At 65.1% G+C, this 26,685-nt stretch carries 26 protein-coding genes and 1 pseudogene; 22 read left to right on the top strand and 5 right to left on the bottom strand.

What is annotated here, in order from left to right; all coding sequences use genetic code 11:
• Positions 1-57: 57 nt before the first annotated feature.
• From AC1DDG_RS04005 to AC1DDG_RS03970, 8 genes and pseudogenes are all read left to right on the top strand, one after another.
• Positions 58-1,016, top strand: a pseudogene (locus tag AC1DDG_RS04005) (ABC transporter ATP-binding protein).
• Positions 1,009-1,884, top strand: a complete 876-nt coding sequence (locus AC1DDG_RS04000; RefSeq protein ID WP_476874989.1) for an ABC transporter permease — start codon at positions 1,009-1,011, stop codon at positions 1,882-1,884. The pseudogene AC1DDG_RS04005 and the gene AC1DDG_RS04000 overlap by 8 nt, the downstream one beginning before the upstream one ends.
• Before the next feature lie 2 nt (positions 1,885-1,886).
• Positions 1,887-2,714, top strand: a complete 828-nt coding sequence (locus tag AC1DDG_RS03995) for an ABC transporter permease (RefSeq protein ID WP_476875026.1) — start codon at positions 1,887-1,889, stop codon at positions 2,712-2,714.
• 123 nt (positions 2,715-2,837) lie between these two features.
• The gene (locus AC1DDG_RS03990) at positions 2,838-3,401 is read left to right on the top strand and encodes a hypothetical protein (RefSeq protein ID WP_476874988.1); all 564 of its coding nucleotides are present in this window, start codon (positions 2,838-2,840) and stop codon (positions 3,399-3,401) included.
• A 10-nt stretch (positions 3,402-3,411) separates the two neighbouring features.
• Entirely contained in the window at positions 3,412-4,245 is an 834-nt protein-coding gene (locus AC1DDG_RS03985) for an exodeoxyribonuclease III (RefSeq protein ID WP_476874987.1), read from the top strand.
• Between the two features lie 18 nt (positions 4,246-4,263).
• The gene (trpS, locus tag AC1DDG_RS03980; RefSeq protein WP_476874986.1) at positions 4,264-5,373 is read left to right on the top strand and encodes a tryptophan--tRNA ligase; all 1,110 of its coding nucleotides are present in this window, start codon (positions 4,264-4,266) and stop codon (positions 5,371-5,373) included.
• Between the two features lie 4 nt (positions 5,374-5,377).
• Positions 5,378-5,974 carry a 2'-5' RNA ligase family protein gene (locus AC1DDG_RS03975; protein WP_230117116.1) on the top strand — a complete coding sequence of 199 codons (597 nt, stop codon included), beginning with the start codon at positions 5,378-5,380 and terminating at the stop codon, positions 5,972-5,974.
• Entirely contained in the window at positions 5,901-7,076 is a 1,176-nt protein-coding gene (locus AC1DDG_RS03970) for a YihY/virulence factor BrkB family protein (RefSeq protein WP_476875025.1), read from the top strand. Before AC1DDG_RS03975 ends, AC1DDG_RS03970 begins: the two co-directional genes overlap by 74 nt.
• Here AC1DDG_RS03970 and AC1DDG_RS03965 read toward each other — a convergent pair.
• The 5 genes from AC1DDG_RS03965 to sdhC all read right to left on the bottom strand — a co-directional run bounded on the left by AC1DDG_RS03965 (position 7,033) and on the right by sdhC (position 11,481).
• Positions 7,033-7,803 (bottom strand): alpha/beta hydrolase family protein, encoded by a 771-nt coding sequence (locus tag AC1DDG_RS03965; RefSeq protein WP_476874985.1) that lies wholly within the window; start codon positions 7,801-7,803, stop codon positions 7,033-7,035. The two genes, AC1DDG_RS03970 and AC1DDG_RS03965, sit on opposite strands and share 44 nt — an antisense overlap.
• Positions 7,804-7,919: 116 nt before the next feature.
• A complete protein-coding gene (locus AC1DDG_RS03960) occupies positions 7,920-8,702 on the bottom strand; it encodes a succinate dehydrogenase iron-sulfur subunit (protein WP_205654223.1) in 783 nt (260 codons plus the stop codon).
• Between the two features lies 1 nt (position 8,703).
• Positions 8,704-10,503 carry a succinate dehydrogenase flavoprotein subunit gene (gene sdhA, locus AC1DDG_RS03955; RefSeq protein ID WP_230117118.1) on the bottom strand — a complete coding sequence of 600 codons (1,800 nt, stop codon included), beginning with the start codon at positions 10,501-10,503 and terminating at the stop codon, positions 8,704-8,706.
• Positions 10,504-10,605: 102 nt separating this feature from the next.
• Entirely contained in the window at positions 10,606-11,097 is a 492-nt protein-coding gene (locus AC1DDG_RS03950; protein ID WP_476874984.1) for a succinate dehydrogenase hydrophobic membrane anchor subunit, read from the bottom strand.
• A gap of 3 nt (positions 11,098-11,100) precedes the next feature.
• Positions 11,101-11,481 (bottom strand): succinate dehydrogenase, cytochrome b556 subunit, encoded by a 381-nt coding sequence (sdhC, locus tag AC1DDG_RS03945; RefSeq protein WP_214973516.1) that lies wholly within the window; start codon positions 11,479-11,481, stop codon positions 11,101-11,103.
• Positions 11,482-11,739: 258 nt separating this feature from the next.
• Between sdhC and AC1DDG_RS03940 the strand changes: the two genes are divergently transcribed.
• The 14 genes from AC1DDG_RS03940 (at position 11,740) to AC1DDG_RS03875 (ending at position 26,671) form a co-directional block, all read left to right on the top strand.
• Positions 11,740-12,873, top strand: a complete 1,134-nt coding sequence (locus AC1DDG_RS03940; RefSeq protein ID WP_230117120.1) for a mannose-1-phosphate guanylyltransferase — start codon at positions 11,740-11,742, stop codon at positions 12,871-12,873.
• A 113-nt stretch (positions 12,874-12,986) separates the two neighbouring features.
• Positions 12,987-14,186, top strand: a complete 1,200-nt coding sequence (locus AC1DDG_RS03935; RefSeq protein WP_230117121.1) for an amidohydrolase — start codon at positions 12,987-12,989, stop codon at positions 14,184-14,186.
• 121 nt (positions 14,187-14,307) lie between these two features.
• The gene (locus AC1DDG_RS03930; protein WP_230117122.1) at positions 14,308-14,742 is read left to right on the top strand and encodes a MarR family winged helix-turn-helix transcriptional regulator; all 435 of its coding nucleotides are present in this window, start codon (positions 14,308-14,310) and stop codon (positions 14,740-14,742) included.
• 43 nt (positions 14,743-14,785) lie between these two features.
• The gene (locus AC1DDG_RS03925; RefSeq protein ID WP_230117123.1) at positions 14,786-15,217 is read left to right on the top strand and encodes an organic hydroperoxide resistance protein; all 432 of its coding nucleotides are present in this window, start codon (positions 14,786-14,788) and stop codon (positions 15,215-15,217) included.
• Positions 15,214-16,242, top strand: coding sequence for an NADP-dependent oxidoreductase (locus tag AC1DDG_RS03920; RefSeq protein WP_230117124.1), 1,029 nt, complete (start codon positions 15,214-15,216; stop codon positions 16,240-16,242). Before AC1DDG_RS03925 ends, AC1DDG_RS03920 begins: the two co-directional genes overlap by 4 nt.
• A 275-nt stretch (positions 16,243-16,517) precedes the next feature.
• The gene (locus AC1DDG_RS03915; protein WP_230117125.1) at positions 16,518-17,624 is read left to right on the top strand and encodes a BMP family lipoprotein; all 1,107 of its coding nucleotides are present in this window, start codon (positions 16,518-16,520) and stop codon (positions 17,622-17,624) included.
• Between the two features lie 166 nt (positions 17,625-17,790).
• Complete coding sequence (locus tag AC1DDG_RS03910) at positions 17,791-19,425, top strand: ABC transporter ATP-binding protein (RefSeq protein WP_230117126.1); 1,635 nt, start codon at positions 17,791-17,793, stop codon at positions 19,423-19,425.
• A complete protein-coding gene (locus tag AC1DDG_RS03905; protein WP_230117127.1) occupies positions 19,418-20,908 on the top strand; it encodes an ABC transporter permease in 1,491 nt (496 codons plus the stop codon). Before AC1DDG_RS03910 ends, AC1DDG_RS03905 begins: the two co-directional genes overlap by 8 nt.
• Positions 20,905-22,233, top strand: a complete 1,329-nt coding sequence (locus tag AC1DDG_RS03900; protein WP_230117128.1) for an ABC transporter permease — start codon at positions 20,905-20,907, stop codon at positions 22,231-22,233. Before AC1DDG_RS03905 ends, AC1DDG_RS03900 begins: the two co-directional genes overlap by 4 nt.
• Positions 22,234-22,238: 5 nt before the next feature.
• Positions 22,239-22,679 carry a cytidine deaminase gene (locus tag AC1DDG_RS03895; protein ID WP_230117129.1) on the top strand — a complete coding sequence of 147 codons (441 nt, stop codon included), beginning with the start codon at positions 22,239-22,241 and terminating at the stop codon, positions 22,677-22,679.
• Positions 22,676-23,989, top strand: coding sequence for a thymidine phosphorylase (locus tag AC1DDG_RS03890; RefSeq protein WP_230117130.1), 1,314 nt, complete (start codon positions 22,676-22,678; stop codon positions 23,987-23,989). The genes AC1DDG_RS03895 and AC1DDG_RS03890 overlap by 4 nt, the downstream gene beginning before the upstream one ends.
• Before the next feature lie 4 nt (positions 23,990-23,993).
• Entirely contained in the window at positions 23,994-24,620 is a 627-nt protein-coding gene (locus AC1DDG_RS03885) for a DedA family protein (RefSeq protein ID WP_230117131.1), read from the top strand.
• 94 nt (positions 24,621-24,714) lie between these two features.
• Positions 24,715-25,458 (top strand): DedA family protein, encoded by a 744-nt coding sequence (locus AC1DDG_RS03880; RefSeq protein WP_230117132.1) that lies wholly within the window; start codon positions 24,715-24,717, stop codon positions 25,456-25,458.
• Between the two features lie 70 nt (positions 25,459-25,528).
• Complete coding sequence (locus tag AC1DDG_RS03875; RefSeq protein ID WP_230117133.1) at positions 25,529-26,671, top strand: adenosine deaminase; 1,143 nt, start codon at positions 25,529-25,531, stop codon at positions 26,669-26,671.
• Positions 26,672-26,685 lie beyond the last annotated feature (14 nt).

Raw genomic sequence — 26,685 nt, 5'->3', positions numbered from 1 at the left:
TACTAGCGTGGTGGAGTGCCTGAACTCCATTCCGCCGAAGAAACGTCCGAAAAACCTGTGTCCACCGAAGAAGCCGGGTCCGCCCACGAATCCGGGTCGGCCGCACGGCCGTACGTCATCACCGCGGAAAACCTGACCAAGACCTATGGCGACGTCACCGCCGTCGACGGCATTTCCTTCAGCGTTCCGGCGGGGGAGTCCTTCGGACTGCTGGGGCCCAACGGTGCAGGGAAATCCACCACCATGAAGATGATCGGCGGGGTGGCCCAGCGCACCTCCGGAAGCCTGACAATCATGGGCCTGGACCCGGAACAGCACGGGCCGGAGGTCCGCGCGCACCTGGGCGTCGTGCCGCAGCAGGACAACCTGGATGAGGAACTCAGGGTCCGTGACAACCTGCTGGTCTACGGCCGCTATTTTGGGCTGCCGATGAGCTACCTCAGGCCCAAAGCGGACGAGCTCCTCGAATTCGCCCAGCTGACGGACAAGGCCAAGTCCAAGGTGGACGCGCTGTCCGGCGGCATGAAGCGGCGGCTGACCATTGCACGGTCGCTCATCAACGAGCCCCGCATCCTGCTCCTTGACGAACCCACCACGGGCCTTGACCCGCAGGCCCGGCACATCCTCTGGGACCGGCTGTTCCGGCTCAAGGAACAGGGGGTCACCCTGATCCTCACCACCCACTACATGGACGAAGCGGAGCAGCTCTGCGACCGGCTCATCGTGGTGGACAAAGGCCGGATCATGGCCGAGGGAGCACCCGCCAGCCTGATCCGGGACTACTCCACCCGCGAGGTCCTGGAACTGCGGTTCGGCTCCGAGCGCAACGCCAGCGTCGGCGCGGAACTGGAGGGAATCGGCGAACGGCTGGAGACCCTCCCGGACCGCGTCCTCATCTACACCCACGACGGTGAAGCGGCCCTCGAGGAAGTCTCCGCCCGCTCACCTCGCTGGTGCGCAGGTCCTCGCTGGAGGACGTTTTCCTCCGGCTGACGGGCAGGAGCCTCGTTGACTGAGCCGTCGTTCGCAGACGAAGTCAAAGAGCGCCCGACGTCGGTACCTCCTTTGCGGGCCCACTCACCTGAGGTTTCGGCCGCCAAGGCAAGGCGCTGGGGCGCGTTCTACTACGCTGAGCAGGTCCTGCGGGTGATGAAGGGCTACGGCTGGTCCATCTTCCTGTACAGCGTGGGGCAGCCCGCGGCCTACCTGTTCGCCATGGGCGTCGGCCTGGCCACACTCGTGGACACCGGCAGCGCTGCGGCGTTCGGCGGCGTGAGCTACATAATCTTCATCGCGCCGGCGCTGCTCATCTCGGCCGCCGTCATGACCGCCGCCACCGAATTCACGTTCCCTGTGATGGATGGCTTCAAATGGCGGCGGGTCTACTTCGGGCCCCATGCCTCGCCGCTCACCCCCGAACAGATCGCGGGCGGGCAGATCATCGCCGTGACCGTGCGCTTCTTCCTCCAGTCCGCCATCTACTTCGTGATCGTGGCGCTCTTCGGCGCCTCGCCGAGCGGCTGGGGCTGGGTCTCCATCCTCGTGGCCACGCTTGCGGGCCTGGCCTTCGGGCTCCCGCTGATGTCCTACGCCGCCACCATCAAGGAAGACAAAGGCCAGTTTGCCATGGTCATGAGGTTCATCGTGATGCCGTTGTTCCTGTTCTCTGGGACGTTCTTTCCGCTGGACACGCTGCCCGTTGCGGTCCGCTGGGTCGGTTGGATTTCGCCCATCTGGCACGGGACGGAGCTTGGCCGGGTCCTGAGCTACGGCTATGAGGAATCGCCCGTGCTCACCATCATCCACATTGCCTTCCTGCTCGGACTCGCCTGGCTTGGCTGGGTCCTCACCAAGCGCCAATTCGCCAGGAGGATGGGGCAGTGACAATGCTGACCCAGGGCCACAGCGTCACCGAGGAAGCGCGTAACAGGCGCTTCGGGCCGCTGTATTCACGCAACGCCAAGGCGGTGATCGGACGCGGGCTGATGGCCACCAAAAGCAGCAACTGGATGGTCATGCTGTCCGGGTTCTTCGAGCCCGTGCTGTTCCTGCTCTCCATGGGCGTTGGCATGGGAGCCGTGATAGGAACCGTCCAGGGCCCGGGTGGTCAGGAAATCAGCTACGCGGCGTACATCGCGCCTGCCCTCCTGGCCGTCTCGGCCATGAACGGGGCCGTGTACGACTCCACCTGGAACGTCTTTTTCAAGATGAACTTCGCCAAGCTCTACCAGGGGATGCTCTACACGTCGCTGGGGCCGCTGGATGTGGCCATGGGGGAGATTTTCCTGGCGCTGCTGCGCGGACTGCTGTACGCCACGGGGTTCACCGCAGTGATGGGCGTCATGGGCCTCATCACCACGCCGTGGGCCCTCCTGATGATCCCCGCCTCGGTTCTCGTCGCCTTCGGCTTCGCCAGCTTCGGCATGGGCATCACGAGCTTCATGAAGACGTTCCAGCAGATGGACTGGATCAACTTCATCATGCTTCCCATGTTCCTGTTCAGCGCCACGTTCTATCCGCTCAGCGTCTACCCGCAGTACATCCAGTGGCTGATCCAGGCCATGCCTCTTTGGCATGGCGTTGAGCTGCTGCGGCAGATCAGTGCGGGGGCTTTCACGCCCGCGACGGCCGTCCACGTCGGCTACCACCTGGTGATGATCGTGCTCGGGCTCATGCTAACCACCGGCAGGCTCAGGAGCCTGTTCCTCAAGTAGCCGTCCGCCGTGCTGTTCGCCGGTGCTGCCAGCCGGTGCTGTTCGCCGGTGCTGCTAGCCGGTGCTGTTCGCCCGGGGTGGAAGCGTTGCTGGCAGGGTCCGCGGGTTTGAGACAATAACTGCATGCAATCATTGGGCAGCTCCAAGTCTTCCTCCCACCCGGCCAAGGGCGGATTTTCCATGTTCCGCATCAGCGGTCCCGGCCTGCTGGTTCTGATCACGGCCTTCCTGGTGGCCGTCATTTTCGCGGCCAACCAGAACGACGTCGTGGGCTGGGTCGTGGCTGTTATCGCGCTGTTCTGGCTACTGCTTGCCTCATTCGTGGTTTTCAGCATCCAGAGGGCGGCCAAGAAGGCCGGAGCGAAGTTCAGCGAAGCGCAGAACGCCTTCAACGCGGCCGCCGGCCGGGCTCCGTCACGGGTATCCACGGACCAGGGCGGCACCCGCCTGGTGGGTGAACGCGGCGAAGCCGAAGAAATCCGGGACATGAAGCTGGATCACTCCTTCAAGATTGTGCAGGTGCAGGTGCGCGTTGTGGAGCAGGAGCGGGCCAAGGGCGCCGCCGCGGACCAGGACACCATCGGCCGCGCCCTGGAAACCATCGAGATCACTGCCACCAACGCCCGCGACATGATCAAGTCCTCCGGCGGCCCCGGTGAGCCGGTTACCGGAACCATCATCGACTAGAGTGGAACGGGTGAGCTCGGCATTGAAGAAGGACCACCTTCGCATCGCAACAGTCAACGTCAACGGCCTTCGTGCTGCCTACAAGAAGGGCATGGCGGAGTGGCTGGCGGAGCGCGAGGTGGACATCCTGACCCTGCAGGAAGTCCGTGCCCCGGACGCCATAGTCCACAAGCTGCTGGGCGAGGGCTGGCACATTCTGCACGCCGAAGCCGAGGCCAAGGGACGCGCGGGCGTTGCGATCGCTTCGCGTGACGAACCGCTCGCCACCCGCACGCACATCGGTGACGACTACTTCGCGATGGCCGGCCGCTGGGTGGAAGCCGACTTCCGCGTCACTGACACTGCGGGCAAACCCGCCCAGCTGACCGTGGCGAGTGCATACGTCCACTCCGGTGAGGCGGACACGCCAAAACAGGTGGACAAGTACCGTTTCCTGGACGTCATGTCCACCCGTTTGCCCGAGCTCTCCAAGCACAGCGACCACGCCCTGGTCACGGGTGACCTCAACGTTGGCCACACGGAACTGGACATCAAAAACTGGAAGGGCAATGTCAAACGTGCCGGCTTCCTTCCGCAGGAGCGTGCCTACTTTGACCGCTTCTTCGGCGAGGAAATCGGCTGGAAGGATGTTCACAGGGGCCTGGCGGGTACCGTCAACGGCCCCTACACCTGGTGGTCCCAACGTGGCCAGGCCTTTGACAACGACTCAGGCTGGCGCATCGATTACCACATGGCCACCCCCACCCTCGCCGCCGCAGCTGTCTCGGCGGTCGTGGACCGGGCGCCCTCGTGGGACACACGTTTCTCTGACCATGCACCGCTGGTAGTGGACTACCGGCTCTAGTTTTAAGGCCTCCGACGAATGACCTCCACCCCAATCGTGACCGACGCCGCAGCATCAGGGCAGCCAGCTGCCACCCCCGTCCTCCAGCAGGATGCCGGGACCGTGCCCGGCATCGGACTCCGGCACCGCATCCTGTCCGGAATGCAGCCCTCCGCGGACTCGCTGCACCTCGGTAACTACCTCGGCGCCCTCGTGAACTGGGTGCGGATGCAGGATGAGTACGATGCCATTTTCTTCATCCCGGACCTGCACGCCATCACCGTCCCGCAGGATCCTGCCGAACTGGCCCGCCGCACGCGCGTGACTGCCGCCCAGTACATCGCCGGCGGAGTGGACGTTGAAAAGTGCACTCTGTTCGTCCAGTCGCAGGTGCCGGAACACGCGCAGCTCGGATGGGTCCTGAACTGCATTACAGGCTTCGGTGAGGCGTCCCGCATGACGCAGTTCAAGGACAAGGCGCAGAAGCAGGGCTCGGACCATGCCAGCGTGGGGCTGTTCACCTACCCCATCCTCCAGGCCGCGGACATCCTGCTCTACCAGCCTCACGGCGTGCCTGTGGGCGAGGACCAGCGCCAGCACGTGGAACTCAGCCGCGACCTCGCCGCCCGGTTCAACACCCGCTTTGGCGAGACGTTCACAGTACCCAAGCCCTTCATCCAGAAGGATTCTGCCAAGATCTACGATCTACAGCATCCCACCGCCAAGATGTCCAAGTCCGCCGAGTCGCCTGCCGGCTTGATCAACCTGCTCGACGATCCCAAGGTCACCGCCAAGCGGATCAAGTCGGCCGTGACGGACGCCGAGACCGAGATCCGTTTCGACCGCGAAACCAAGCCGGGCATCTCCAACCTGCTGACCATCTACTCGGTGATCACCGGCCAGAGCGTTGAGCAGCTGGTCGCGGCGTACGAGGGCAAGATGTACGGTCACCTCAAGGTGGACCTTGCCGAGGTGGTGACGGAGCACCTCACGCCGATCCGCAGCCGCGCCAACGAACTGCTGGCCGATCCCGCCGAGCTGGACCGGCTCCTCGCCCACGGGGCGGACAAGGCGCGTGAAATCGCCGCAGCCACCCTGCAGGACGTCTATGCCAAGGTCGGCTTCCTTCCGTACGCCGGAGCCCGCTAAACCGATGCCTGCCAACAGGAGAGTCGGCGATGGAATGAGCCTCGGGGTCATTCTGGGCTTCCCGCCTGGAATCGCCGAGGAACTGCAGCGATGGCGGGCATCCTTCGGGGACCCCATGGCCACGGTCATTCCGGCGCACATCACGCTCGTCACCACCACGCCCACCCATGACTGGGAGGCCGCGCGGGAACATGTCCGCAAGATCGCCCGTACCCAGGCGCCGTTCATGGTCACGATCGCCGGCACAGGGTCCTTCCGCCCGGTTTCCCCGGTGGTCTTCATCAACGTGGAAGAGGGTTTCGGGGAGTGCGTCGAACTGCACGAAAAACTGCAGACGGGCCCTCTGGCACGCGACCTGCCTTTCGGCTACCACCCCCATGTGACCATTGCCCACGATGTGGCGCCGGAAAGCCTGGACGAGGCCGAAACGGTACTGAAGAACTACAGGGCGACCTTCCCCGTGGTTAGCATGGGACTTTACGAGCACGATGCCGACGGTATTTGGCAGCTACGGGAAGAGCTTGACTTTGGCACCGAACCTGACGACGAACGAGAGCAACTCCGAGCCGCAGACGCCGGCGGAGCAGCCGCTTCCCACTGAACGTGCCCGCCTAAAGCTGGAGGTCATCCGCAAAAAGGTTGAGTGGGGCAAGGTGCGCCGGTCGGGCAAGGGAACTGTGCCCCAGCTCTTGGCCATGATCCAGTGGCTGATGGCCCGGCTGAACGCCTTGCGGCCCATGCGCGCCTTCCAGCACTACAACCTTCAGCACGGTCCGCTCATGAGCGCCGGCATCGGCTTCAACATGTTCTTCTCCATTACGGGCCTGCTGACCACCGGGTTCTCCGTTGCGGGCCTTGCGCTCCGGGGCCAGCCGGCCCTGCTTGACCGCATCATCGCCAGCGTGGCAGAAAGCGCGCCGGGCCTCCTGAAGGTCAATGGCGGCGAGGGCCTGGTGGACCCCAAGGATCTCCTCAACCCTGACGGGCTGGGCTGGACCGCGGTCATCGCAGCCGTCGTTACGGTCATCACCTCGCTGGGCTGGATCGCCGGCCTGCGCGAGGGCCTGCGCGGCGTTATGATGCTGCGTCCGCTGAAGCTCAACCCCGTGGTCCTGAAACTGCACGACGCCGGCACGCTGCTCCTGCTCGGCCTGGCCCTGGTGATCAGCTCGGGTGCGTCGCTGGTCTTTGGCACCGCGGCCGGCTGGGTGATCGGGCTGCTCAAGCTGGACCGCGCCGTGGCCGTCCCGCTCGCAACCGTGATAAAAATCGCCGTGCCGCTGGTGCTCAGCTGGATCACGGCGCTCATCATGTTCCGCCTGGCCGGCGGCCTGAAGCTGTCCCGGCGGGCCTTGCTGGAAGGGACCATCCTCGCCGGTGTGGGCACCGCCATCCTGCAGGTCTTCAGCACCGAACTCCTGGCCGGCGCCGGGCGCAATCCCATCCTGGCGCCCTTTGCGATCATCGTGGGGCTGCTCATCTGGTTCAACCTGGTCAGCCGGGTCTACCTCGTGGCCGCTTCCTGGTCAGCGATCCGCGAAGAGGACCTGAAGGCCGCGCCGGCGGCCAGGCAGACGGGCTGGGGGTCACGGCAGGTGCAACCTGGGAAAACCCCCGTGGAGCGGCACCACGCGGCCGAGCACCCGCGCCCGGTGGCAGTCAGTGCCCGGCGTCGAGGTACTGATCGGCCCACGCCGCGATAATCTTCGCTGCCCGGGCCGCCTGTCCCTTGCCCGTCAGCAGGTGATCGCTGCCCTCAAGGGAGACAAAGTTCCTAGGATGGCGTGCCGTCTGGAAGATTGTGCTGGCGTTTTCAATGCCCACGGTGTTGTCCGTGGGGGAGTGCAGGACCATCAGGGGCCTGTGCAGCCGCTTGATGCAGTCGGTAAGGTCGGCGTTTTCGAGGTCCTCCACGAAGTGCCTGCGGATCTCCACGCGCTTGCCGCCGAGGTCCACCTCCGCACTGCCTTCGCTGAGGATCTTGTCCAGGGCGGCGTCGAAGACATGGGCCACGTGCTTGGGTGAAAACGGCGCCCCAACAGTGGCCACAGCGTCGAGCTCCGGAATTTCGGAGGCGGCGGCAAGGACGGCGGCGCCGCCAAACGAGTGGCCCACCAGGAGGGAGACCGGCCGGCCTTCGGCGCGCATGTACTCTGCAGCTCGGACAGTGTCGGCCACCTTGTGGCTGAAGGATCCCTCGGACCACAAGCCGGCCGAGTCGCCCAGGCCCAGGTTGTCGAAGCGGAGCATGCCGATCCCGTTGTCCGCCAGCGCCTTACACATCCGCGACGCCGCGGGACTGTCCTTGCCCAGTGTGAAGCCGTGCGAAAACACCCCCCAGCCCTTGACGGGCCCTTCGGGCAGGTCGACGATCCCGGAGAGCATCTCGCCGGTGGACCCTTCAAAGGTGATTTTCTCGGAACGTGACATGAGGCCCCTTGGTGACGGCGGAGAGGTTGCGGTGGTTGTCGTTAAACGACGACGGCGCCACTCACCGCACGCTTGCCGCGCATGGTGAGAGACGCCGTCGTCCGCGTTGACCTTGACTAGATCTTGCGGGAAAGAATTGCCTGCTTGACTTCGGCAATCGCCTGCGTGACCTGGATGCCTCGCGGGCATGCTTCCGAGCAGTTGAAGGTGGTGCGGCAGCGCCACACGCCTTCCTTGTCGTTCAGGATTTCCAGGCGCATGTCTCCGGCATCATCGCGGGAATCGAAGATGAAGCGGTGGGCGTTGACGATTGCCGCGGGGCCGAAGTACTGGCCGTCCGTCCAGAACACGGGGCAGGACGAGGTGCAAGCGGCGCACAGAATGCACTTGGTGGTGTCGTCGAAGCGCTCACGGTCCTCGGCGGACTGCAGGCGTTCCTTGGTGGGCTCGTGGCCCTTGTTGATCAGGAACGGCATGACTTCGCGGAAGGACTGGAAGAACGGCTCCATGTCCACGATCAGGTCCTTCTCCACCGGCAGGCCCTTGATGGGTTCAACCGTGATGGGCTTGGACGTATCCAGGTCCTTCAGGAGCGTCTTGCAGGCAAGACGGTTGCGGCCGTTGATGCGCATGGCATCGGAACCGCAGACGCCGTGCGCGCAGGAGCGGCGGAAGGAGACGCTGCCGTCCACTTCCCACTTGATCTTGTGCAGGGCATCCAGCACGCGGTCCGTGCCGTACATGGTCAGCTTGAAGTCGTCCCAGCGGGCTTCCTCGGAAACCTCGGGGTTGTAGCGGCGCACGCGCAGCGTGATGTCGAACGTGGGGATTTCCCCGCCGCCGCCAACGCCGGCGGGCAGTTCAATCTTTGAGGCTGGCTCAGCAAGTTCAGCGGACATATTAGTACTTCCTCACCATCGGCTCGTAGCGCGTAAATACAACCGGCTTGGTGCCAAGCCGAATTCCGGCGATGCTCTCGGCGGAACCGTCCGCGGGAGCGTGCTCGTCCTTGTACGCCATGGAGTGCTTCATGAATTTTTCGTCGTCACGCTCGGGGAAGTCCTCGCGGAAGTGGCCGCCGCGGGATTCCTCGCGGTGCAGGGCAGCAACCGTCATGACCTTGGCCAGCTCCAGCAGGAAGCCGAGTTCAACGGCCTCCAGGAGGTCCAGGTTGAAGCGCTTGCCCTTGTCCTGGACGTTGATGCGCGTGTAGCGCTCTTCGAAGGACGCGATGTCCTTCAGGACCTGGTTGAGGGTGTCGGCCGTGCGGAACACCTGCATGTTGGCGTCCATGGTGTCCTGGAGTTCCTTGCGGATCACGGCCACCTTTTCGTCGCCGGTGCCGTTGCGGGCGATGTCGAGGAGCTGCAGGGTGTAGGCCTCCGGGTCCTCCGGGAGCTCCACGAAGTCGGCCGTCTTGGCGTATTCCGCAGCGGCGATGCCTGCCCGCTTGCCGAACACGTTGATGTCCAGCAGGGAGTTGGTGCCGAGGCGGTTGGAGCCGTGGACCGAAACGCAGGCCACCTCGCCGGCGGCGTACAGGCCCGGAACCACGGTGTCGTTGTCCTGGAGGACCTCGGTGGTGATGTTCGTGGGGATGCCGCCCATGGCGTAGTGGGCCGTGGGGAAGACGGGGACCGGCTCCGTGTAGGGCTCCACACCAAGGTATGTGCGGGCGAACTCGGTGATGTCCGGCAGCTTGGCGTCGATGTGGGCGGGCTCAAGGTGCGTCAGGTCCAGGAGGACGTAGTCCTTGTTCGGTCCGCAGCCGCGGCCTTCACGGACTTCGTTGGCCATGGAGCGGGCCACGATGTCGCGGGGTGCAAGGTCCTTGATGGTGGGGGCGTAGCGCTCCATGAAGCGCTCACCTTCGGAGTTACGCAGGATGGCGCCCTCGCCACGTGCGGCCTCGGAAAGCAGGATGCCCAGGCCGGCAAGGCCGGTCGGGTGGAACTGGAAGAACTCCATGTCCTCCAGGGGGATGCCGCGGCGGAACGCGATGCCCATGCCGTCGCCGGTAAGGGTGTGGGCGTTGGACGTGGTCTTGAAGACCTTGCCGGCGCCGCCGGAGGCGAACACCACGGACTTGGCCTGGAACACGTGCAGCTCACCGGACGCGAGGTCGTAGGACACGACGCCGGCAACACGCTTCTGCTTGAACGGCGTGCCGTCCTCGCGCACGGCGTCTTCCTCAACGGTGAGGAGGTCCAGGACGTAGTACTCGTTGTAGAACTCGACGTTGTGCTTGACGCAGTTTTGGTACAGCGTCTGCAGGATCATGTGGCCCGTGCGGTCGGCTGCGTAGCAGGCGCGGCGGACGGGAGCCTTGCCGTGGTCGCGGGTGTGGCCGCCGAAGCGGCGCTGGTCGATCCGGCCCTCGGGCGTGCGGTTGAACGGCAGACCCATCTTTTCCAGGTCCAGCACGGCGTCGATGGCTTCCTTGGCCATGACTTCGGCGGCGTCCTGGTCAACCAGGTAGTCGCCGCCCTTGATGGTGTCGAACGTGTGCCATTCCCAGTTGTCTTCTTCGACGTTGGCCAATGCCGCACACATGCCGCCCTGCGCCGCACCCGTGTGGGAGCGGGTGGGGTAGAGCTTGGTCAGTACTGCTGTTCGCGCGCGCTGACCGGATTCGATCGCGGCGCGCATGCCAGCGCCACCGGCACCGACGATGACGACGTCGTACTTATGGACCTGCATACCAGACGCTCTTTCTCTCAAAATTCGCAATAAAACAACGGGCGGGCTGAGGCCTGCTCCGCAAAGTGATGCCCGCCGGTCGGGGCGGGCAGCCGCAGCTCGCTACGCCGGGCAGAAACCACCGGGGAGCTGGACGCCGTCCACCACCGGGCACGGGTTGAAGGTGAAGATGACCAGCGTGCCAAGGATGATGATGACCGTGGTGGCCGCGTAGAGGACGATCTTCAGCCAGAGGCGGGTGGAGTTGTTCTCGGCGTAGTCGTTGATGATGGTCCGCACACCGTTGGTGCCGTGCAACATGGCGAGCCAGAGCATTGCGAGGTCCCAGACCTGCCAGAACGGGTCTGCCCACTTTCCGGCCACGAAGCCGAAGTCGATGGCGTGGATGCCTTCGCCCACCAGCAGGTTCACGGTGAGGTGGCCGAAAATCAGGACAACCAGCACCACGCCGGAGAGCCGCATGAACAGCCACGCCAGCATTTCGAAGTTGCCGCGGGAGCTGCCGCTGCGGCGGTACTGCGGGCCAATCTTGCCGCTGCTGTCTTTGCCGCTGTTATGTCCGCTGCGCGGGGACTGGATCTGCGTTGCAGTCATGGCTTAGTGACCTCCGAGTGCGAGGGACAGGTGGCGGATGGCGAAGGCGACCATGGTGACGATCCAGAGGCCCAGCACAACCCAGAGCATCTGGCGCTGGTACTTGGCACCCTTCTTCCAGAAGTCGACGGCGATGATCCGCAGGCCGTTAAAGGCGTGGAATACGATCGCTGCGACGAGGCCCGTTTCACCCAGGGCCATCAGCGGGTTCTTGTAGGCACCGATCACTGCGGTGTAGGCCTCCGGCGACACCCTCACAAGGGAGGTGTCCAGCACATGGACCAACAAGAAGAAAAAGATCACAACACCGGTAATGCGGTGTCCAACCCAGGACCACATGCCTTCACGGCCGCGGTACAAGGTGCCAGCTGGTTTCGTCGGCACTGAATAAACCTCCCTGCAACACAGCGGCGCTGGCGTGGGATCCACGCGGGGGGAACGCCTGCTGCGAGAGCACTCGTAGCTCAGGCCTAAATCTAGGCTTCGCTCACAGCTTATTCAATTCAGGGCGTCCTTGGCGCCCACGTACTGTACGGTTTTTGGCGTTTTATGAGACGAACGCCACATCCGGTTCCAAGTGTGTCCGCCCCGCCGGTGCCGCCGCAAGGGCCACTTTGGGGTCGTCGGCTAAAGTAGAGCGTGATGAGTAAAGACAAAGTGACAAGCCAGGATTCACCCATCAGCCGCTTTATAGCTGTGATTCCTGCAGGCGGTGTGGGGACCCGCCTCTGGCCTCTGTCACGTGCAGCAGCTCCCAAATTTCTTCACGACCTCACCGGCTCGGGGAGCACGCTCCTGCGTGCAACCTACGACCGGCTCGAGCCCCTTGCGGGCAACCGGGTCCTGGTCGTCACCGGAAACGCTCACCGGGCGGCTGTGTGCCGTCAGCTGCCTGAGGTCGAGGACGGTGACCTCGTGCTCGAAAGCGAGCCCAAAGACTCCGGTGCCGCCATCGGCCTGGCGGCGGCCATCCTGCACCAGCGGGACCCGGACATCATCATGGGCTCTTTCGCCGCGGACCACGTGATCAGCCCGGACGACCTCTTCCAGGACACAGTTCGGGAAGCGATCCACACCGCCGCGGCCGGCAAGATCGTCACGATCGGCATCAAGCCCACGCACCCGTCCACAGGCTTTGGCTACATCCGCTCCGGCGTATCCCTGCACATCCCCGGCGCGCCCAGCGCGCGGGCGGTGGTGGAGTTCGTTGAAAAACCGGATGAGGAAGTCGCCCAGCAGTACGTCGACAGCGGCGAGTACGTCTGGAACGCCGGCATGTTCGTGGCGCCCGTCTCCCTCATGCTCAAGCACCTGGAAGCGAACCAGCCGGAACTGTTCAACGGTTTGCAGGAAATCGCCGAGGCGTGGGACACACCCAACCGCGACGAAGTCACTGCCCGCGTCTGGCCCACCCTGCCCAAGATCGCCATCGACTACGCGGTCGCCGAGCCTGCGGCGGCAGCCGGGGACGTCGCCGTCGTGCCCGGAACCTTCCGCTGGGACGACGTCGGTGACTTCGCCTCGGTGGGACGGCTCAACAGCGCCAAGGAAGTGGACGAGGTCACGGTCATCGGCGAGGGCGCGCGCGTCTTCACCGAAAACGCCAGCGGCGTGGTGGTCTCGGACACCAAGCGCGTCATTGCGCTGATCGGGATCAAGGACGTGGTCATCGTGGATACGCCGGATGCGCTGCTGGTTACCACCAAGCAGCATGCCCAGCGGGTGAAGCAGGCTGTGAACGCCCTTAAGGCCAGCGGCGACTTCGACGTCCTCTAGTTTTCCGGTCCTTTCAGGACTTCGACGTCCCCTGGAACTTCGACATGGTCGGGATATCCGTAACGCGGCGAAGGCGATGCCGCTATTCTTTCGGCCCTCGCTAGAGTTGTGGTGTGCGCAATTACACTACTGAAGCTGAGCCCACCGCACTGGTGGGGCCGTGGCTCGAGCCGCTGCTGCCGGAACTGATCGATTTCCGGCGGGACCTGCATGCGCACCCCGAGCTGTCGTTCAAGGAGTTCCGGACAACGGACAAGCTCGTGGAACGTCTCGAAGAGGCCGGGCTGGAGCCGCGCCGCCTCGACGGCACAGGCCTAACCGTGGACGTCGGCGAGGGCCCCATCGCCACCGCGCTGCGCGGCGACATCGACGCGCTGCCGATCATCGAGGAAACCGGCCTGCCGTTCGCCTCGAAGAACCACGGTGTGACACACGCCTGCGGACACGACATCCACACCACCACCATGCTGGGCATCGCCTTGGTGCTGCACCGCATGCACCTGGAATCGCCGCTGGGCGGCACGGTCCGGATCATCTTCCAGCCCGCCGAGGAGACGATGCCGGGTGGCGCCCACTCCTGCATCGAGCAGGGTGTCCTGGAGGGCGTGCCGCGCATCCTGGCGCTGCACTGTGACCCGCGCATCAACGTCGGCAAGATCGGCACGCGCATCGGTGCCATCACGTCCGCCTCGGACACCATCAAGATCGAGCTGAGCGGCCGCGGCGGCCACACCTCGCGCCCGCATCTGACGGAGGACCTCGTTTTCGCGCTGGCCCAGATCGCCGTGAACGTTCCGGCCGTCCTTTCGCGCCGGGTGGACGTCCGCAGCGGCGTGTCGGTTGTTTGGGGCCAGATCAACGCGGGCTCGGCGCCTAACGCCATTCCGGGCACCGGCTACATGGCCGGCACCATGCGCTGCCTCGACAGGGACGCCTGGCACAGCGCCGGCGAGCTGCTCGACGAAGTGGTGCAGCAGGTTGCTGCGCCCTACGGCGTGGAAGTGCACCTGGAACACACCCGCGGTGTGCCGCCGGTGGTGAACTCGGAGCACGAGACTGCGCTCATTGAAGCTGCGGCGCGGGCGGAGATCGGCGAAGGCGCCGTGGTCCTGACCCCTCAGTCCATGGGAGGTGAGGACTTCGCCTGGTTCCTCGCCGAGCTGCCCGGTGCCATGATGCGCCTGGGTACCAAGACCCCCGGCGGCGAGGAGTACGACCTCCACCGCGGCGACTACATCCTCGACGAGCGGGCCCTCGGCTACGGCATCCAGGTCCTGACCGCGGCAGCCCTCCGCACCATCCGCGACCTCTAACACCGTCGGACGAGCGCGAACGAACACTTCAGCCCCTTTGCGAGGGCCCCGAATGTTCGTTCGCGCTCTTCCTGGCCTAGGTAAGTTGTGCACAATTGAATTGTGGGCTAACGTTGTGTCCATGACCAACGCCCCCCGCCTTGACCGCCAGGTGTGCTTTGCGCTCTACTCGGCGTCCCGTGCCGCCACCGCCGTCTACCGTCCCCTGCTGGACGAGCTGGGCCTGACCTACCCGCAGTACCTCGTGATGCTGGTGCTGTGGGAAAACGAACCGCGCGGCGTGCGGGAACTGGGGGAGGAGCTGGGCCTGGACTCCGGCACGCTCTCACCCCTGCTCAAGCGGCTCGAAGCCCTCGGGCTCGTGGAACGGCGGCGCTCTGCCGAGGATGAGCGCCGTGTCGCCGTCCACCTCAGCGACACGGGCCGGGCGCTCAGCAGCAGGGCCTCCCGCATTCCCCAGCGCCTCGCGGAGGCTGCCGGCCTGACTCCCGATGAGCTGGATCAACTCCGGGAAACTCTCGGCAAGCTCACCGCTGCCCTCCATGACTCGCGCTGACACCCAAGACCACCGTCTCCGAAACGACCAGAACGGAACTACTTTGAAGACTCTTTACACTGCCGAGGCACTCGCTTCAGGCGAGGGCCGCGACGGCTCAGCCCGCTCCAAGGACGGCAGGCTCGACGTGAACCTGGCCAGTCCGGTGGAGCTCGGCGGAAGCGGCGAGGGCACCAACCCGGAGCAGCTCTTCGCCGCCGGCTATGCTGCCTGCTTCCACTCTGCCCTCCGCGTCGTCGGCCGCAAGGAACGGGCCGATCTCACTGACTCCGCCGTTGCGGCGAAGATCCACTTCGGTGCCCTCGACGGCGGTGAAGGCTACGGCCTGGCCGCCGAACTCGAGGTCGCCCTGCCCGCCCTGGACCGCGCCGCAGCCGAATCGCTCATGGAAAAGGCCCACCGGATCTGCCCCTATTCGAACGTGACCCGCGGCAACATGGACGTGGCCCTGACCCTGGTGGAGTTTGCAGCATGAGCACCAACGACGAGCGGGCTCTGCCCGTCACCACCCGTGAGATCCAGCTGGCATCCCGCCCGGTGGGACGTCCGGTTCCGGAGAACTTCCGCCTGGCTGAAACGCCGCTTCCCGAGCTTCAGGACGGCCAGGTCCTGGTCCGCAACCTGTTCATCTCGGTTGATCCGTACATGCGCGGCCGGATGAACGACGTCAAGTCCTACTCACCGCCGTTTGCCCTTGATAAAGCGCTCGACGGCGGGGCGGTGGGTGAGGTGATCGCGTCCAGGGCCGAAGACCGCAAGGTGGGGGACGCCGTCGTACATCCACTGGGCTGGCGGGAGTACGCCGTGCTGGACGCCGGCGCAACGACTCCCGCGCGCACGGAGCTGGCACCGGCATCCGCGTTCCTTGGTGCGCTCGGCATGACCGGGCTCACGGCGTACGCCGGACTGCTGAAGGTTGCCGAGTTCAAGGCGGGGGATGCCGTATTCGTCTCCGGCGCCGCCGGCGCCGTGGGCTCGCTGGTGGGTCAGATCGCAAAGGCCATGGGCGCCTCCCGGGTGATCGGCAGTGCGGGAAGCCCGGAAAAAGTTGCACGCCTGCTAGAGCTCGGCTTTGACGCGGCGTTCAATTACCGTGATGCGCCGGTCCGGGACCAGCTGAGGGAAGCTGCCGGCGAGGGCGGGATCGATGTGTACTTCGACAACGTGGGCGGGGACCACCTCGAAGCTGCGCTGTCCGTCCTCAACGTCGGGGGCAGGGTTGCCCTGTGCGGCGCCATCGCGCAGTACAACGCCACGGAACCGACCGCCGCTCCCCGGAACCTTGCGGTGGCCATCGGAAAACAGCTGACGCTGCGCGGCTTCCTCGTGGGCGGCCAGAGGCAGCATGCGGCGGAGTTCGCCGAGCGGATGTCCGGCTGGCTGGCAAACGGCACCGTCAGGTATGACGAGACGGTGGTGGACGGTCTCGAGAACGCTCCGCAGGCGTTCATGGATCTCCTCGACGGCGGCAACACCGGAAAGATGCTGGTGCGGATCTAGCTCCGAAAGCGCGAGCCCAACCACTGCGGGACGCTCCGACGGAGTGCGTGCACACCGGCGGGCTACTCATAGGTAACAAGTTCTCAACAATCTTCATTTTTCGCCTCGGATGTGTTATCCGGACGTGGCGCAGGCCACTACAGTGGCTTCATAAGTGCGCTTCGGCGCAGTGCTGCGAAACCATCAGTGAAAACAGAATTTCAGTGTGGAGCATTAGAAACGGACACTCATTGAATCTCCGTCGTGGCGCCTATCTCGTTCTTCCTGGAGGAAATTTGAAGATCTCACTGCGTGCAAACGTCAAGCGCGGTTCACTCGCCGGCGTGGCTTCCGTTGGTGCGGCGGCCCTGCTTCTGACCGGCTGCGGCCCGGCACCCCAAGCGGGCAGTCCGTCTGCCACGGCCAGCGACTACACCGGCTGCATCGTGTCCGACTCCGGCGGATTCGATGACCAGTCGTTCAACCAGTCGTCCTACGAAGGGCTCAAAAAGTCCGAGAAGGACCTTGGCATCAAGGTCAACCAGGTCGAGTCCAAGACCAACAACGACTTCGAGCCCAACCTTCGCGCCATGGTCTCGGCAGGCTGCAACCTGACCATCACGGTCGGCTTCCTCCTCGGTGACGCCACGAAGGCTCAGGCCGCGGCTAACGCTGACAAGCACTTCGCCATCATCGACGTCGGGTACGACAAGCCGATCGCCAACGTCAAGCCGATCATCTATGACACGGCGCAGGCTGCATTCATGGCCGGCTACCTCGCCGCCGCCTCCACGAAGACCGGCACCGTCGCCACCTTCGGCGGCATCAAGCTCCCCACCGTCACGATCTTCATGGACGGCTACGCCGACGGCGTGAAGTACTACAACGAGAAGAAGGGCAAGAGCGTCAAGCTTCTCGGCTGGGACAAGGCCAAGCAGGACGGCAGCTTTACCGACGACTTCGAAAAGCAGGACAAGGGAAAGCAGCTGACCCAGAACTTCCTGGACCAGGGCGCGGACATTGTCATGCCCGTGGCCGGCCCGGTGGGCAAGGGCGCCGGCGCTGCGCTGAAGGAAGCAAAGGCCGCAGGCAAGGACGTCAAGCTCATCTGGGTTGACTCCGACGGCTTCCTCACCGCCCCCGACTACAAGGACATCATGCTGTCGTCCGTCATGAAGCAGATGGGCTCCGCCGTTGAGACCGTCGTGAAGGAAGACAAGGACGGCAAGTTCACCAGCGAGCCGTATGTCGGCACGCTCGCGAACGACGGCGTGCAGCTGGCCCCGTTCCACGACTTCGATTCGGCCGTCCCCGCCGACGTGAAGTCCGAGCTGGACCAGATCAAGAAGGACATTGTGGACGGCAAGCTGAAGGTTGAGTCCGCAGCCAGCCCCAAGGCGTAACTTCCTCCGCTAAGCGCCACCGCCCGGATGGTCATTGACTGCACGGGAGGTGGCGCTTTTCGTTGGGCGTACCCGCTCAACCCATGACTGCAGGCACTAGGCTGGTGCTGCAGCCACATATCCCGTCCGGCCTTCACTACCGGACGCAACGAGATTGGTCAGAGTTTTGAAACTTGAACTCAAGGGGATCACCAAGCGCTTCGGCTCCCTGCTCGCCAATGATCACATAGATGTGGTTGTTGAACCCGGACAGATCCACTGTCTGCTGGGCGAAAACGGGGCCGGCAAGTCCACCCTGATGAACGTTCTTTACGGGCTGTACGAGCCCACCGACGGCGAAATCCTCATCGACGACGAGCCCGTCAGCTTCCGCGGCCCCGGAGACGCCATGGCTGCCGGCATCGGCATGGTGCACCAGCACTTCATGCTGGTGCCCGTGTTCACGGTCGCCGAAAACGTGGCGCTCGGCGCCGAATCCACCAAGGCAGGCGGCTTCCTGAACCTGGAGGACACCCGCCGCAAAATCCAGGAGATCTCGGACCGCTACGGGTTCGACGTCGACCCCGACGCCCTCGTGGAGGACCTCCCGGTGGGCGTCCAGCAGCGCGTGGAAATCATTAAGGCACTCGTGCGGGACGCCAGAGTACTGATTCTGGATGAACCGACGGCGGTGCTGACGCCCCAGGAGACCGACGAGCTGCTGGACATCATGCGCCAGCTCAAGGGCGGCGGCACCTCCATCGTCTTCATTTCGCACAAGCTGCGTGAGGTCAAAGCCGTTTCGGACATCATCACCGTGATCCGCCGCGGCCAGGTGGTCGGATCCGCGGATTCCGGTGCCTCAACCACGGAACTGGCGTCCATGATGGTGGGGCGCGCCGTGAACCTCACCCTGGACAAGGCCCCCGCGCAGCCGCAGGAGACCACCTTCGAGGTCAAAGACCTGACCGTGGTCGCGCCGAACGGCCACCACACCGTGGACGGCATCAGCTTCAGCATCGCCCGTGGCGAAATCCTCGCCGTCGCCGGTGTCCAGGGCAACGGGCAGACCGAGCTCACCGAGGCGATCCTTGGCCTGCAGGAGCGGGTCAGTGGCTCGATCCTGCTCGACGGCAAGGAACTCGTGGGGCGCAGCGTCAAGGACGTGCTGGATGCCGGCGTCGGCTTCGTGCCTGAAGACCGCAAGGTTGACGGCCTGGTGGGCACATTCTCCGTGGCCGAAAACCTGGTCCTCGACCTGTATGACAAAGCTCCCTTCGCCAGGGGCATCAGCATGAGCCCGGCCAAGGTCCTGGAGAACGCCAACTCCCGGATCGGCGAATTCGATGTCCGCACACCGTCCGCCGCAGCCGCTGCCGGAACGCTGTCGGGCGGCAACCAGCAGAAAGTGGTGATGGCCCGGGAGCTCTCGCGGCCGCTGCGGCTGTTTATCGCCTCGCAGCCCACCCGCGGTGTGGACGTCGGCTCCATCGAATTCCTGCACCGCCGCATCGTGGCCGAACGAGACACCGGCACCCCGGTCATGATCGTCTCCACCGAACTTGATGAAGTCATGGAGCTCGCGGACAGGATCGCCGTGCTTTACAAGGGCAAGCTCGTAGGAATCGTCCCCGCGGGAACAGGGCGCGACGTCCTGGGGCTCATGATGGCGGGACTTTCACCCGATGAGGCACACGCGGACAAGCTCCACCACCGCGACCCCGCCCTAGGAAACGACCCGGTACCCGGCAACAGCCCAGCCCTCGGCAACAGCCCTACGCCGACGTCCGCCTCCCGCGCCGAAGGAGGCGACCATGACTGACCAGACCCAGCCACACCACCCCGACGGCAATCCCTCGGGCCCCGACGCTGACAAACACGAAGCTGACAAGCACGACACCGACAAGCACCACACCGACAAGCACGCCGCTGACAAGCACGACGCCGGCAGGCCGCACACAGACAAGCCCCACGCGGACAGGCACCATGCGCCGAAGCCCGCGGACGAGGAGACCGCCGCCGTCGTGTCACTGGACACTGCCGGCGGAGCCATGGGACCCTCCGCCGTTCCGGCCACCGCCCAGAGCGGCAAGATCCCAGGCGGCCCGGAAACACTCGTCCGCAGGATCTTCACCGGCAGCGGCACCGTATCGGTCCTGGCCGTCCTGCTCGCCCTGATCCTCGGCGGCCTGCTGATCGCGCTCACCGACAAGCAGGTCGGCGCCACGGCAAGCTATCTGCTGGCACGTCCCACCGACTTCCTGTCGGCGGTCTGGAACGCCGCCACTCGTTCATATGTGGCACTGTTCCAGGGCTCGGTGTTCAATCCACGCGGAGGAGGCATAGGCGGGCAGTTCGCCCCGCTCATGGAAACACTCACCATCGCCACGCCCCTGATCACCGCCGGCCTGGGCGTGGCCCTGGCCTTCCGCGCCGGGCTGTTCAACATCGGCGCCCAGGGCCAGATCATCATTGCCGGCATCCTGGCGGCATGGACCGGTTTCGCCCTGCACCTCCCGGTGGGCCTGCACCTGCTGCTGGTCCTCGTGGCCGGCATCATCGGCGGTGCCTTCTGGGGCGGACTGGTGGGTTACCTCAAGGCCCGGACCGGAGCCCACGAGGTCATCCTCACCATCATGTTCAACTACATCGCGCTGTACCTGCTGAGGTATCTGCTCAACACCCCCGCGTTCCGGCGGCCGGGGGAGTCCAACCCCATCTCCCCGATCCTGGACCCCAGCGCCGTCTACCCGCAGATCTTCGGCAGCCAGTACCGGCTCCACCTCGGCTTCCTCCTGGCCATCGCCATCACGGTCTTCGTGTGGTGGCTCCTGAACCGCTCCACCGTGGGCTTCGAGTTCCGGGCGGTCGGCGCCAACCCCAAGGCAGCGCAGACCGCGGGCATCAATGTCTCCCGCTCAACGATTCTGGTAATGGCCATTGCCGGCGCCCTCGCAGGCCTCTCCGGCGTGGCGCAGGTAGCCGGCACGGAAAAGGTCCTCACCGACGGCGTCGCCGCCACGTACGGCTTTGACGCCATCACCGTGGCACTCCTGGGACGTTCGACGCCGTGGGGGACGTTCGCTGCCGGCCTGCTGTTCGGCGCCTTCCGCGCCGGAGCGGTCCAGATGCAGATCCAGACCGGAACGCCGATCGACATCGTCCTGGTGGTCCAGTCGCTGATCGTTCTCTTCATCGCGGCTCCGCCGCTGGTGCGGGCAGTGTTCGGGCTGAACCCGCGGCGCAAGAAGCCGGTAACCGCCGGCAAGTCCAAGACCGCAGCCACCACGGGAGGTGCAGCATGAGCACAACAGCAACCTCGCCCCAACCGGGAAAACCGCAGGCGGGAACCCCGCCGCGGGCTGAAGAGCGCCAGCAGGCAACGTCTGAGAAGCCGGTGACCTGGAAGGTTCCCGTCCTCTTGTCGGCACTGGGCATCGTGGCCTTCATCTTCTTTGGCCTTATGGGACCCAACCAGACGGCACGGTTCGGCCTGTCCTCCAGCGGGGATTTCTTCCAGCTGCCCGCGCTGGAGGTCCCGGGCTTTCTGGGCGGCATCGTGCTGTCGGTCATCATGCTGGGCCTGGCCGGCTACGCCGTTTACCTCAAGACGAAGGACCAGGCTGCACCCCGCTGGCTGCCCATCGCCTTCATCGTCCTCTTCGTCGCTGCCTTCCTCATCTGGGTGGTGGGCGGTGCCCGCACCCCGAGCATCTCCCTTGCCGGCCTCATCGCCGGCTCCGTGACGCTGGCGGTTCCCCTCGTGTTCGGCTCGCTCTCCGGAGTGCTGTGCGAGCGGGTGGGCGTCGTGAACATCGCGATCGAAGGCCAGCTGCTGGGCGGGGCCTTCACGGCAGCCATGGTTGCCAGCATGACCAGGAACCCGTTCATCGGACTGCTGGCAGCAGCGGTGGCAGGCGCCGTCGTCTCCATGGTGCTGGCGCTGTTCAGCATCAAATACCTCGTGAACCAGATCATTGTGGGCGTGGTCCTGAACGTCCTGGTCTCCGGCGTCACCGGCTTCCTGTTCAGCACAGTGATGCAGGCTGACAAGGCGACGTTCAATTCTCCGGGGCGGCTCCCGATCATCGACATCCCCGTGCTGTCCGGCATTCCCGTGCTCGGGCCCATCCTCTTCAAGCAGTCCCTGGTCGGCTACCTGATGTACATCGCGGTGATCGTGGTGTGGATCGGACTGTTCAAGACCAAATGGGGCCTGCGCGTCCGTGCCGTCGGGGAACACCCGCAGGCCGCGGATACCATGGGCATCCGGGTGAACGCCACACGGTTCTGGAACGTCACACTGGGCGGTGCCATCGCCGGCATCGGAGGTTCGTTCTTCACGCTGGTGGCGATCGACAGCTTCACCAAGGAGATTTCCGGCGGGCGCGGGTTTATTGCCTTGGCAGCCCTGATCTTCGGACGCTGGAACCCGATTGGCGCGTTCTTCGCGGCCCTGCTGTTCGGCTTCGCAGACAACCTGCAAAGCATTGTGACCATCATCGGCACCCCGGTCCCCAGCCAGTTCATGGCCATGCTGCCGTATCTCGTGACCGTTTTGGCGGTGGCCGGCCTGGTCGGCCGTTCCCGGCCCCCGGCCGCCAGCGGCATCCCTTACGTCAAGGGCTGACCGCGGTGGACAAGAGCGTCTCGACAAGCTCGACCACCCGGGGCGAAAAGTCCGACGTCGACTGGCCGGCTTTGGAGGCCGCCGCCGTCGCGGCGATGAAGAACGCCTACGCGCCGTATTCCAGGTTCCCGGTGGGTGCGGCCGCCCTCACCGGGGACGGCCGGGTCGTGAGCGGCTGCAACGTTGAAAACGCAAGCTACGGCCTGACGCTGTGCGCCGAGTGCGCGCTCGTGGGCAACCTGCAGATGACCGGCGGCGGGCTGCTGCGCGCCTTCTATTGCGTTGACGGCGGCGGCAACGTGCTCATGCCCTGCGGGCGTTGCCGCCAGCTGCTGTACGAATTCCGGGCTCCCGGCATGGAGCTCATGACCACGCAGGGAATCAAGACCATGGACCAGGTGCTCCCCGACGCATTCGGCCCCCAACACCTGGAGGAAACACGGTGACCCAGAAGACCGAGGCGTTTGACGCCGTCGACATCATCCGCACCAAGCGTGACAAGGGCATCCTGAGCCCTGCACAGATCGACTGGACCATCGACGCCTACACCCGCGGCGTCATCGCCGAAGAGCAGATGGCCGCGCTGAACATGGCCATCCTGCTCAACGGCATGGACCGTGCCGAGATCTCCCGCTGGACCGCCGCGATGATCGCCTCGGGCGAGCGGATGGACTTTTCGAGTCTCCAGCGTCCCGACGGCGGCGTGAAGGTTACGTCCGACAAGCACTCCACCGGAGGCGTGGGCGACAAGATCACCCTGCCGCTGGCACCCCTCGTGGCCGTATTCGGGGTGGCCGTGCCCCAGTTGTCCGGACGCGGCCTGGGGCACACGGGCGGCACACTGGACAAACTGGAGTCCATTCCGGGCTGGCGCGCCGCGCTGAGCAACGAGGAAATGCTGGCTCAGCTTCAGGACGTCGGGGCGGTGATCTGCGCTGCCGGTGCTGGCCTGGCCCCGGCGGACAAGAAGCTCTACGCGCTCCGTGACGTCACGGGCACCGTCGAAGCCATCCCGCTGATCGCGTCGTCGATCATGAGCAAGAAAATAGCGGAGGGCACGGGATCGCTGGTGCTCGATGTGAAGGTGGGCAGCGGCGCCTTCATGAAAGATGAGGCCCGTGCCCGGGAGCTTGCCGAGACCATGGTGGCCCTCGGCAAGGACGCCGGAGTGAACACGGTGGCACTGCTCACCAACATGAGCACGCCCCTCGGCCTGACGGCCGGCAACGCCATCGAAGTGGAGGAGTCCGTGGAGGTGCTGGCTGGCGGAGGGCCCGAGGACGTGGTGGAACTGACGGTCCGGCTGGCTGAGGAAATGCTGGCCTGTGCCGGCGTGAAGGACGCCGATCCTGCCGCGGCACTGAAAGACGGCCGCGCCATGGATGTCTGGAACCGGATGATCAAGGGGCAGGGCGGGGATCCCCAGGCAAAGCTGCCGGTCGCGAAGGAGTCCGAAACCATCTACGCACCGGCGGACGGGGTCCTCGTGGAACTGGACGCACTGGCCGTGGGCGTTGCGGCCTGGCGGCTTGGAGCCGGCCGCGCCCGCAAGGAGGACGTGGTACAGGCCGGCGCCGGCGTCCGGCTGCACGCCAAGCCTGGAGCCACTGTGCGGGCGGGGGAGCCGCTCATGACGTTGCTGACGGACACCCCGGAGAAATTCGCCCGCGCCAAGGAGGCACTCGAAAGCGCTGTCACCATCGCGCCGGAAGGATCGCGTCCGGCACAGCAGCTGATCATCGACCGCATCGCCTGACCCAATGCAGGCCATCAACGACTTCATCCTTGCTGCCGCCGGGCAGCCCTGGGTCCTGATCCTTGTCCTGGCCTGCTGCATCATTGACGGTTTCTTCCCACCCATCCCCAGCGAGTCCGTCGTGGTGGGGCTGGCGGCGGTCGCGGCCACCGCGGATGTCCCCAATCCGTGGTTGCTCATAGCCACCGCGGCGCTGGGGGCGTTCACCGGGGACAACACCGCGTACCTGATCGGCCGGGGCGTCGGCACGCGGCGCTGGCGCTGGATGCGGGGGCCCCGCATGCAGCGGGCCTTCCGCTGGGCAGGGCGTGAGCTCAGGAAGCGCGCGGCGTCGCTGATCCTCGTGGCGCGGTTTATCCCGATCGGCCGGGTGGCCGTGAACCTGACCGCCGGGGCCACGCACTATTCCCACGCCCGGTTCGTCGGGCTGACAGTGCTGTCCGCGTCACTGTGGGCAGCATATTCAGTGGGGATCGGGCTGTTCTTTGGCCAGTGGTTCGAGAACAATCATCTGCTCGGCGCCGCCATCGCGATCGCCTGCGCGATTGTGCTGGGCATCGTGGTGGACATCGTAATCAGCCGGATCCGGGGGCGCCTTCCGGACCCGGCAGGGGAGGGCGAGTTTTCCTGAACGGGCGTAGCGGACTATGCTCCGGCCATGGGACACTAAAGAGCGATTTGCGTCACTATTGTTTTGGTCATTTTCCGCTAGGAGCAACACCCGCGTGGAGTTTATTAATGAGGCCGTGCTCCATGCAGCGGGTCAGTGGTGGATTTACCCCATCTTGCTCGTGTTCTTTTTCGTGGACGGCTTCGCCATGGTTGTTCCCAGCGAGACACTCATCGTGGCGCTGGCGGCGTTCTCCCGGCAAAGCGGCAATCCAAACCTTTGGATACTGGGGTTCACTGCGCTCGTCGGGGCGATGGCCGGCGACAACATGGCATATCTCCTCGGCCGGAAAATCGGACTGAACCGCTGGAAATGGATGCGCCGGCCAAAAGTGCAAAAGGTCTTCGGCTGGGCGCGGTATGAGCTGGAGAAGCGCGGCGCCGTGCTGATCTTCACGGCCCGCTACATCCCCTGGGGGCGAGTGGCCGTCAATTACGTTGCCGGAACCACAGGGTTTCCGCACCGCCGGTTTTTCGTCCTGGACGGGCTGGCCTGCTTTACCTGGGTTGGGTATTCGATCGGCATCGGTATCGTTGCCAGTTCGTTCCCCTGGCTGCACAGCAACCCTCTTCTCGGGGCGGGCATCGCCGTGGTGTTCGCCATCATCCTCGGCATCGCCATTGACCATTTGCTGCGCTGGTGGCACAAGCGGCTCGGCCGCCACGACGCCGTGCATGCGCCGGGAAGCACAACCGAACATCGGCCGGCACCGGAGGGTGCCCCGAAAGGACCCGACGCCGAAAGCCTCGCCGCCGAGCGGCCGGCCGCGGTGGCCGCCGACGTCGAATCGGCCCGCTGAGCTTAGCCCGCCAAACGCGGCCTCCGCATTGCCGTTGGCATTGCGCGCGGTCCAACCCTAGAGTTGGTACGTGACTGAGCCAATCGTTGACGCCGCCCCTGCCCTTGACTTCGACCTGAAGAGCCTTCCAAAGGTATCCCTTCACGACCACCTGGACGGGGGTCTGCGACCGGCCACCATCATCGACCTGGCGGAGGCCGTTGGCCACACCCTCCCTTCAACAGACCCCACCGCACTCGGGGAATGGTTCCGTGAGTCCGCCAATTCCGGTTCTCTGGTCCGCTACCTCGAGACCTTTGACCACACTATTGCCGTGATGCAGACCAAGGAAGGGCTGTTCCGGGTGGCGAAGGAATTCGTGGAAGACCTCGGGGACGACGGTGTGGTGTACGGAGAGGTCCGCTGGGCTCCGGAGCAGCACCTCCAGAAGGGCCTGACGCTCGACGAAGTGGTTGAGGCCGTCCAGGAAGGTCTTGAGGCTGGTGTGGACGCCGTGGCCGAGTCCGGGCGCGAGATCCAGGTGGGCCAGCTGATCACGGCCATGCGGCACGCCGACCGCGGCCTGGAGATCGCGGAGCTGGCCGTCCGCCACCGCGACAACGGCGCCGTCGGCTTCGACATTGCAGGTGCCGAAGACGGCTTCCTGCCGTCGCGCTTCCGCGACGCCTTCACTTACCTTGCGGAAAACAATTTCCCCGCCACGGTTCACGCGGGCGAGGCCGCAGGCCTTGACAGCATCCAGTCCGCCCTGGTGGACGGACGGGCACTGCGCCTCGGCCACGGCGTCCGCATCGCCGAGGACATCATGGTCGAGTTCGACAGCGACGACGCCGACGAAGACGATGACAACATCGGCCTCGTGACGCTCGGAAACCTCGCCAGCTGGGTCCGGGACCGCGGCATCCCCCTGGAGATCTGCCCGTCCTCAAACCTGCAGACCGGAGCCATCGCAGGCTTTGGGGAGGGCATCGAAAGCCACCCGCTGGACATGCTCTACCAGCTCGGCTTCAACGTGACCATCAACACGGACAACCGCCTCATGAGCGGCGTAAGCCTCACCGACGAGTTCGAGCTTCTGGTAGAGACGTTCGACTATGACCTCGACGACCTGCTTGAACTGACGCTCAACGCCGCCGAGGCGTCCTTCCTTCCGCTGGAGGAAAGGGAAGCCCTGGTGGAGTACATTAACGACGCCTACGGCGACCTTGGCTGAAAGCAGCGCCGGGG

It is taken from the genome of Arthrobacter sp. 10L430 (assembly GCF_056395245.1).
This window is presented reverse-complemented; position numbering and strand designations above follow the sequence as displayed.

What these genes read in the sequence shown, in the direction of transcription:
- AC1DDG_RS03995 (WP_476875026.1), top strand. Translation starts at nt 1,887, where the DNA reads ATGCTGACCCAGGGCCACAGCGTCACCGAGGAAGCGCGTAACAGGCGC.
- AC1DDG_RS03990 (WP_476874988.1), top strand. Translation starts at nt 2,838, where the DNA reads ATGCAATCATTGGGCAGCTCCAAGTCTTCCTCCCACCCGGCCAAGGGC.
- trpS (WP_476874986.1), top strand. Translation starts at nt 4,264, where the DNA reads ATGACCTCCACCCCAATCGTGACCGACGCCGCAGCATCAGGGCAGCCA.
- AC1DDG_RS03975 (WP_230117116.1), top strand. Translation starts at nt 5,378, where the DNA reads ATGCCTGCCAACAGGAGAGTCGGCGATGGAATGAGCCTCGGGGTCATT.
- AC1DDG_RS03965 (WP_476874985.1), bottom strand. Translation starts at nt 7,803, where the DNA reads ATGTCACGTTCCGAGAAAATCACCTTTGAAGGGTCCACCGGCGAGATG.
- AC1DDG_RS03960 (WP_205654223.1), bottom strand. Translation starts at nt 8,702, where the DNA reads ATGTCCGCTGAACTTGCTGAGCCAGCCTCAAAGATTGAACTGCCCGCC.
- sdhA (WP_230117118.1), bottom strand. Translation starts at nt 10,503, where the DNA reads ATGCAGGTCCATAAGTACGACGTCGTCATCGTCGGTGCCGGTGGCGCT.
- AC1DDG_RS03950 (WP_476874984.1), bottom strand. Translation starts at nt 11,097, where the DNA reads ATGACTGCAACGCAGATCCAGTCCCCGCGCAGCGGACATAACAGCGGC.
- AC1DDG_RS03940 (WP_230117120.1), top strand. Translation starts at nt 11,740, where the DNA reads ATGAGTAAAGACAAAGTGACAAGCCAGGATTCACCCATCAGCCGCTTT.
- AC1DDG_RS03930 (WP_230117122.1), top strand. Translation starts at nt 14,308, where the DNA reads ATGACCAACGCCCCCCGCCTTGACCGCCAGGTGTGCTTTGCGCTCTAC.
- AC1DDG_RS03920 (WP_230117124.1), top strand. Translation starts at nt 15,214, where the DNA reads ATGAGCACCAACGACGAGCGGGCTCTGCCCGTCACCACCCGTGAGATC.
- AC1DDG_RS03905 (WP_230117127.1), top strand. Translation starts at nt 19,418, where the DNA reads ATGACTGACCAGACCCAGCCACACCACCCCGACGGCAATCCCTCGGGC.
- AC1DDG_RS03900 (WP_230117128.1), top strand. Translation starts at nt 20,905, where the DNA reads ATGAGCACAACAGCAACCTCGCCCCAACCGGGAAAACCGCAGGCGGGA.
- AC1DDG_RS03885 (WP_230117131.1), top strand. Translation starts at nt 23,994, where the DNA reads ATGCAGGCCATCAACGACTTCATCCTTGCTGCCGCCGGGCAGCCCTGG.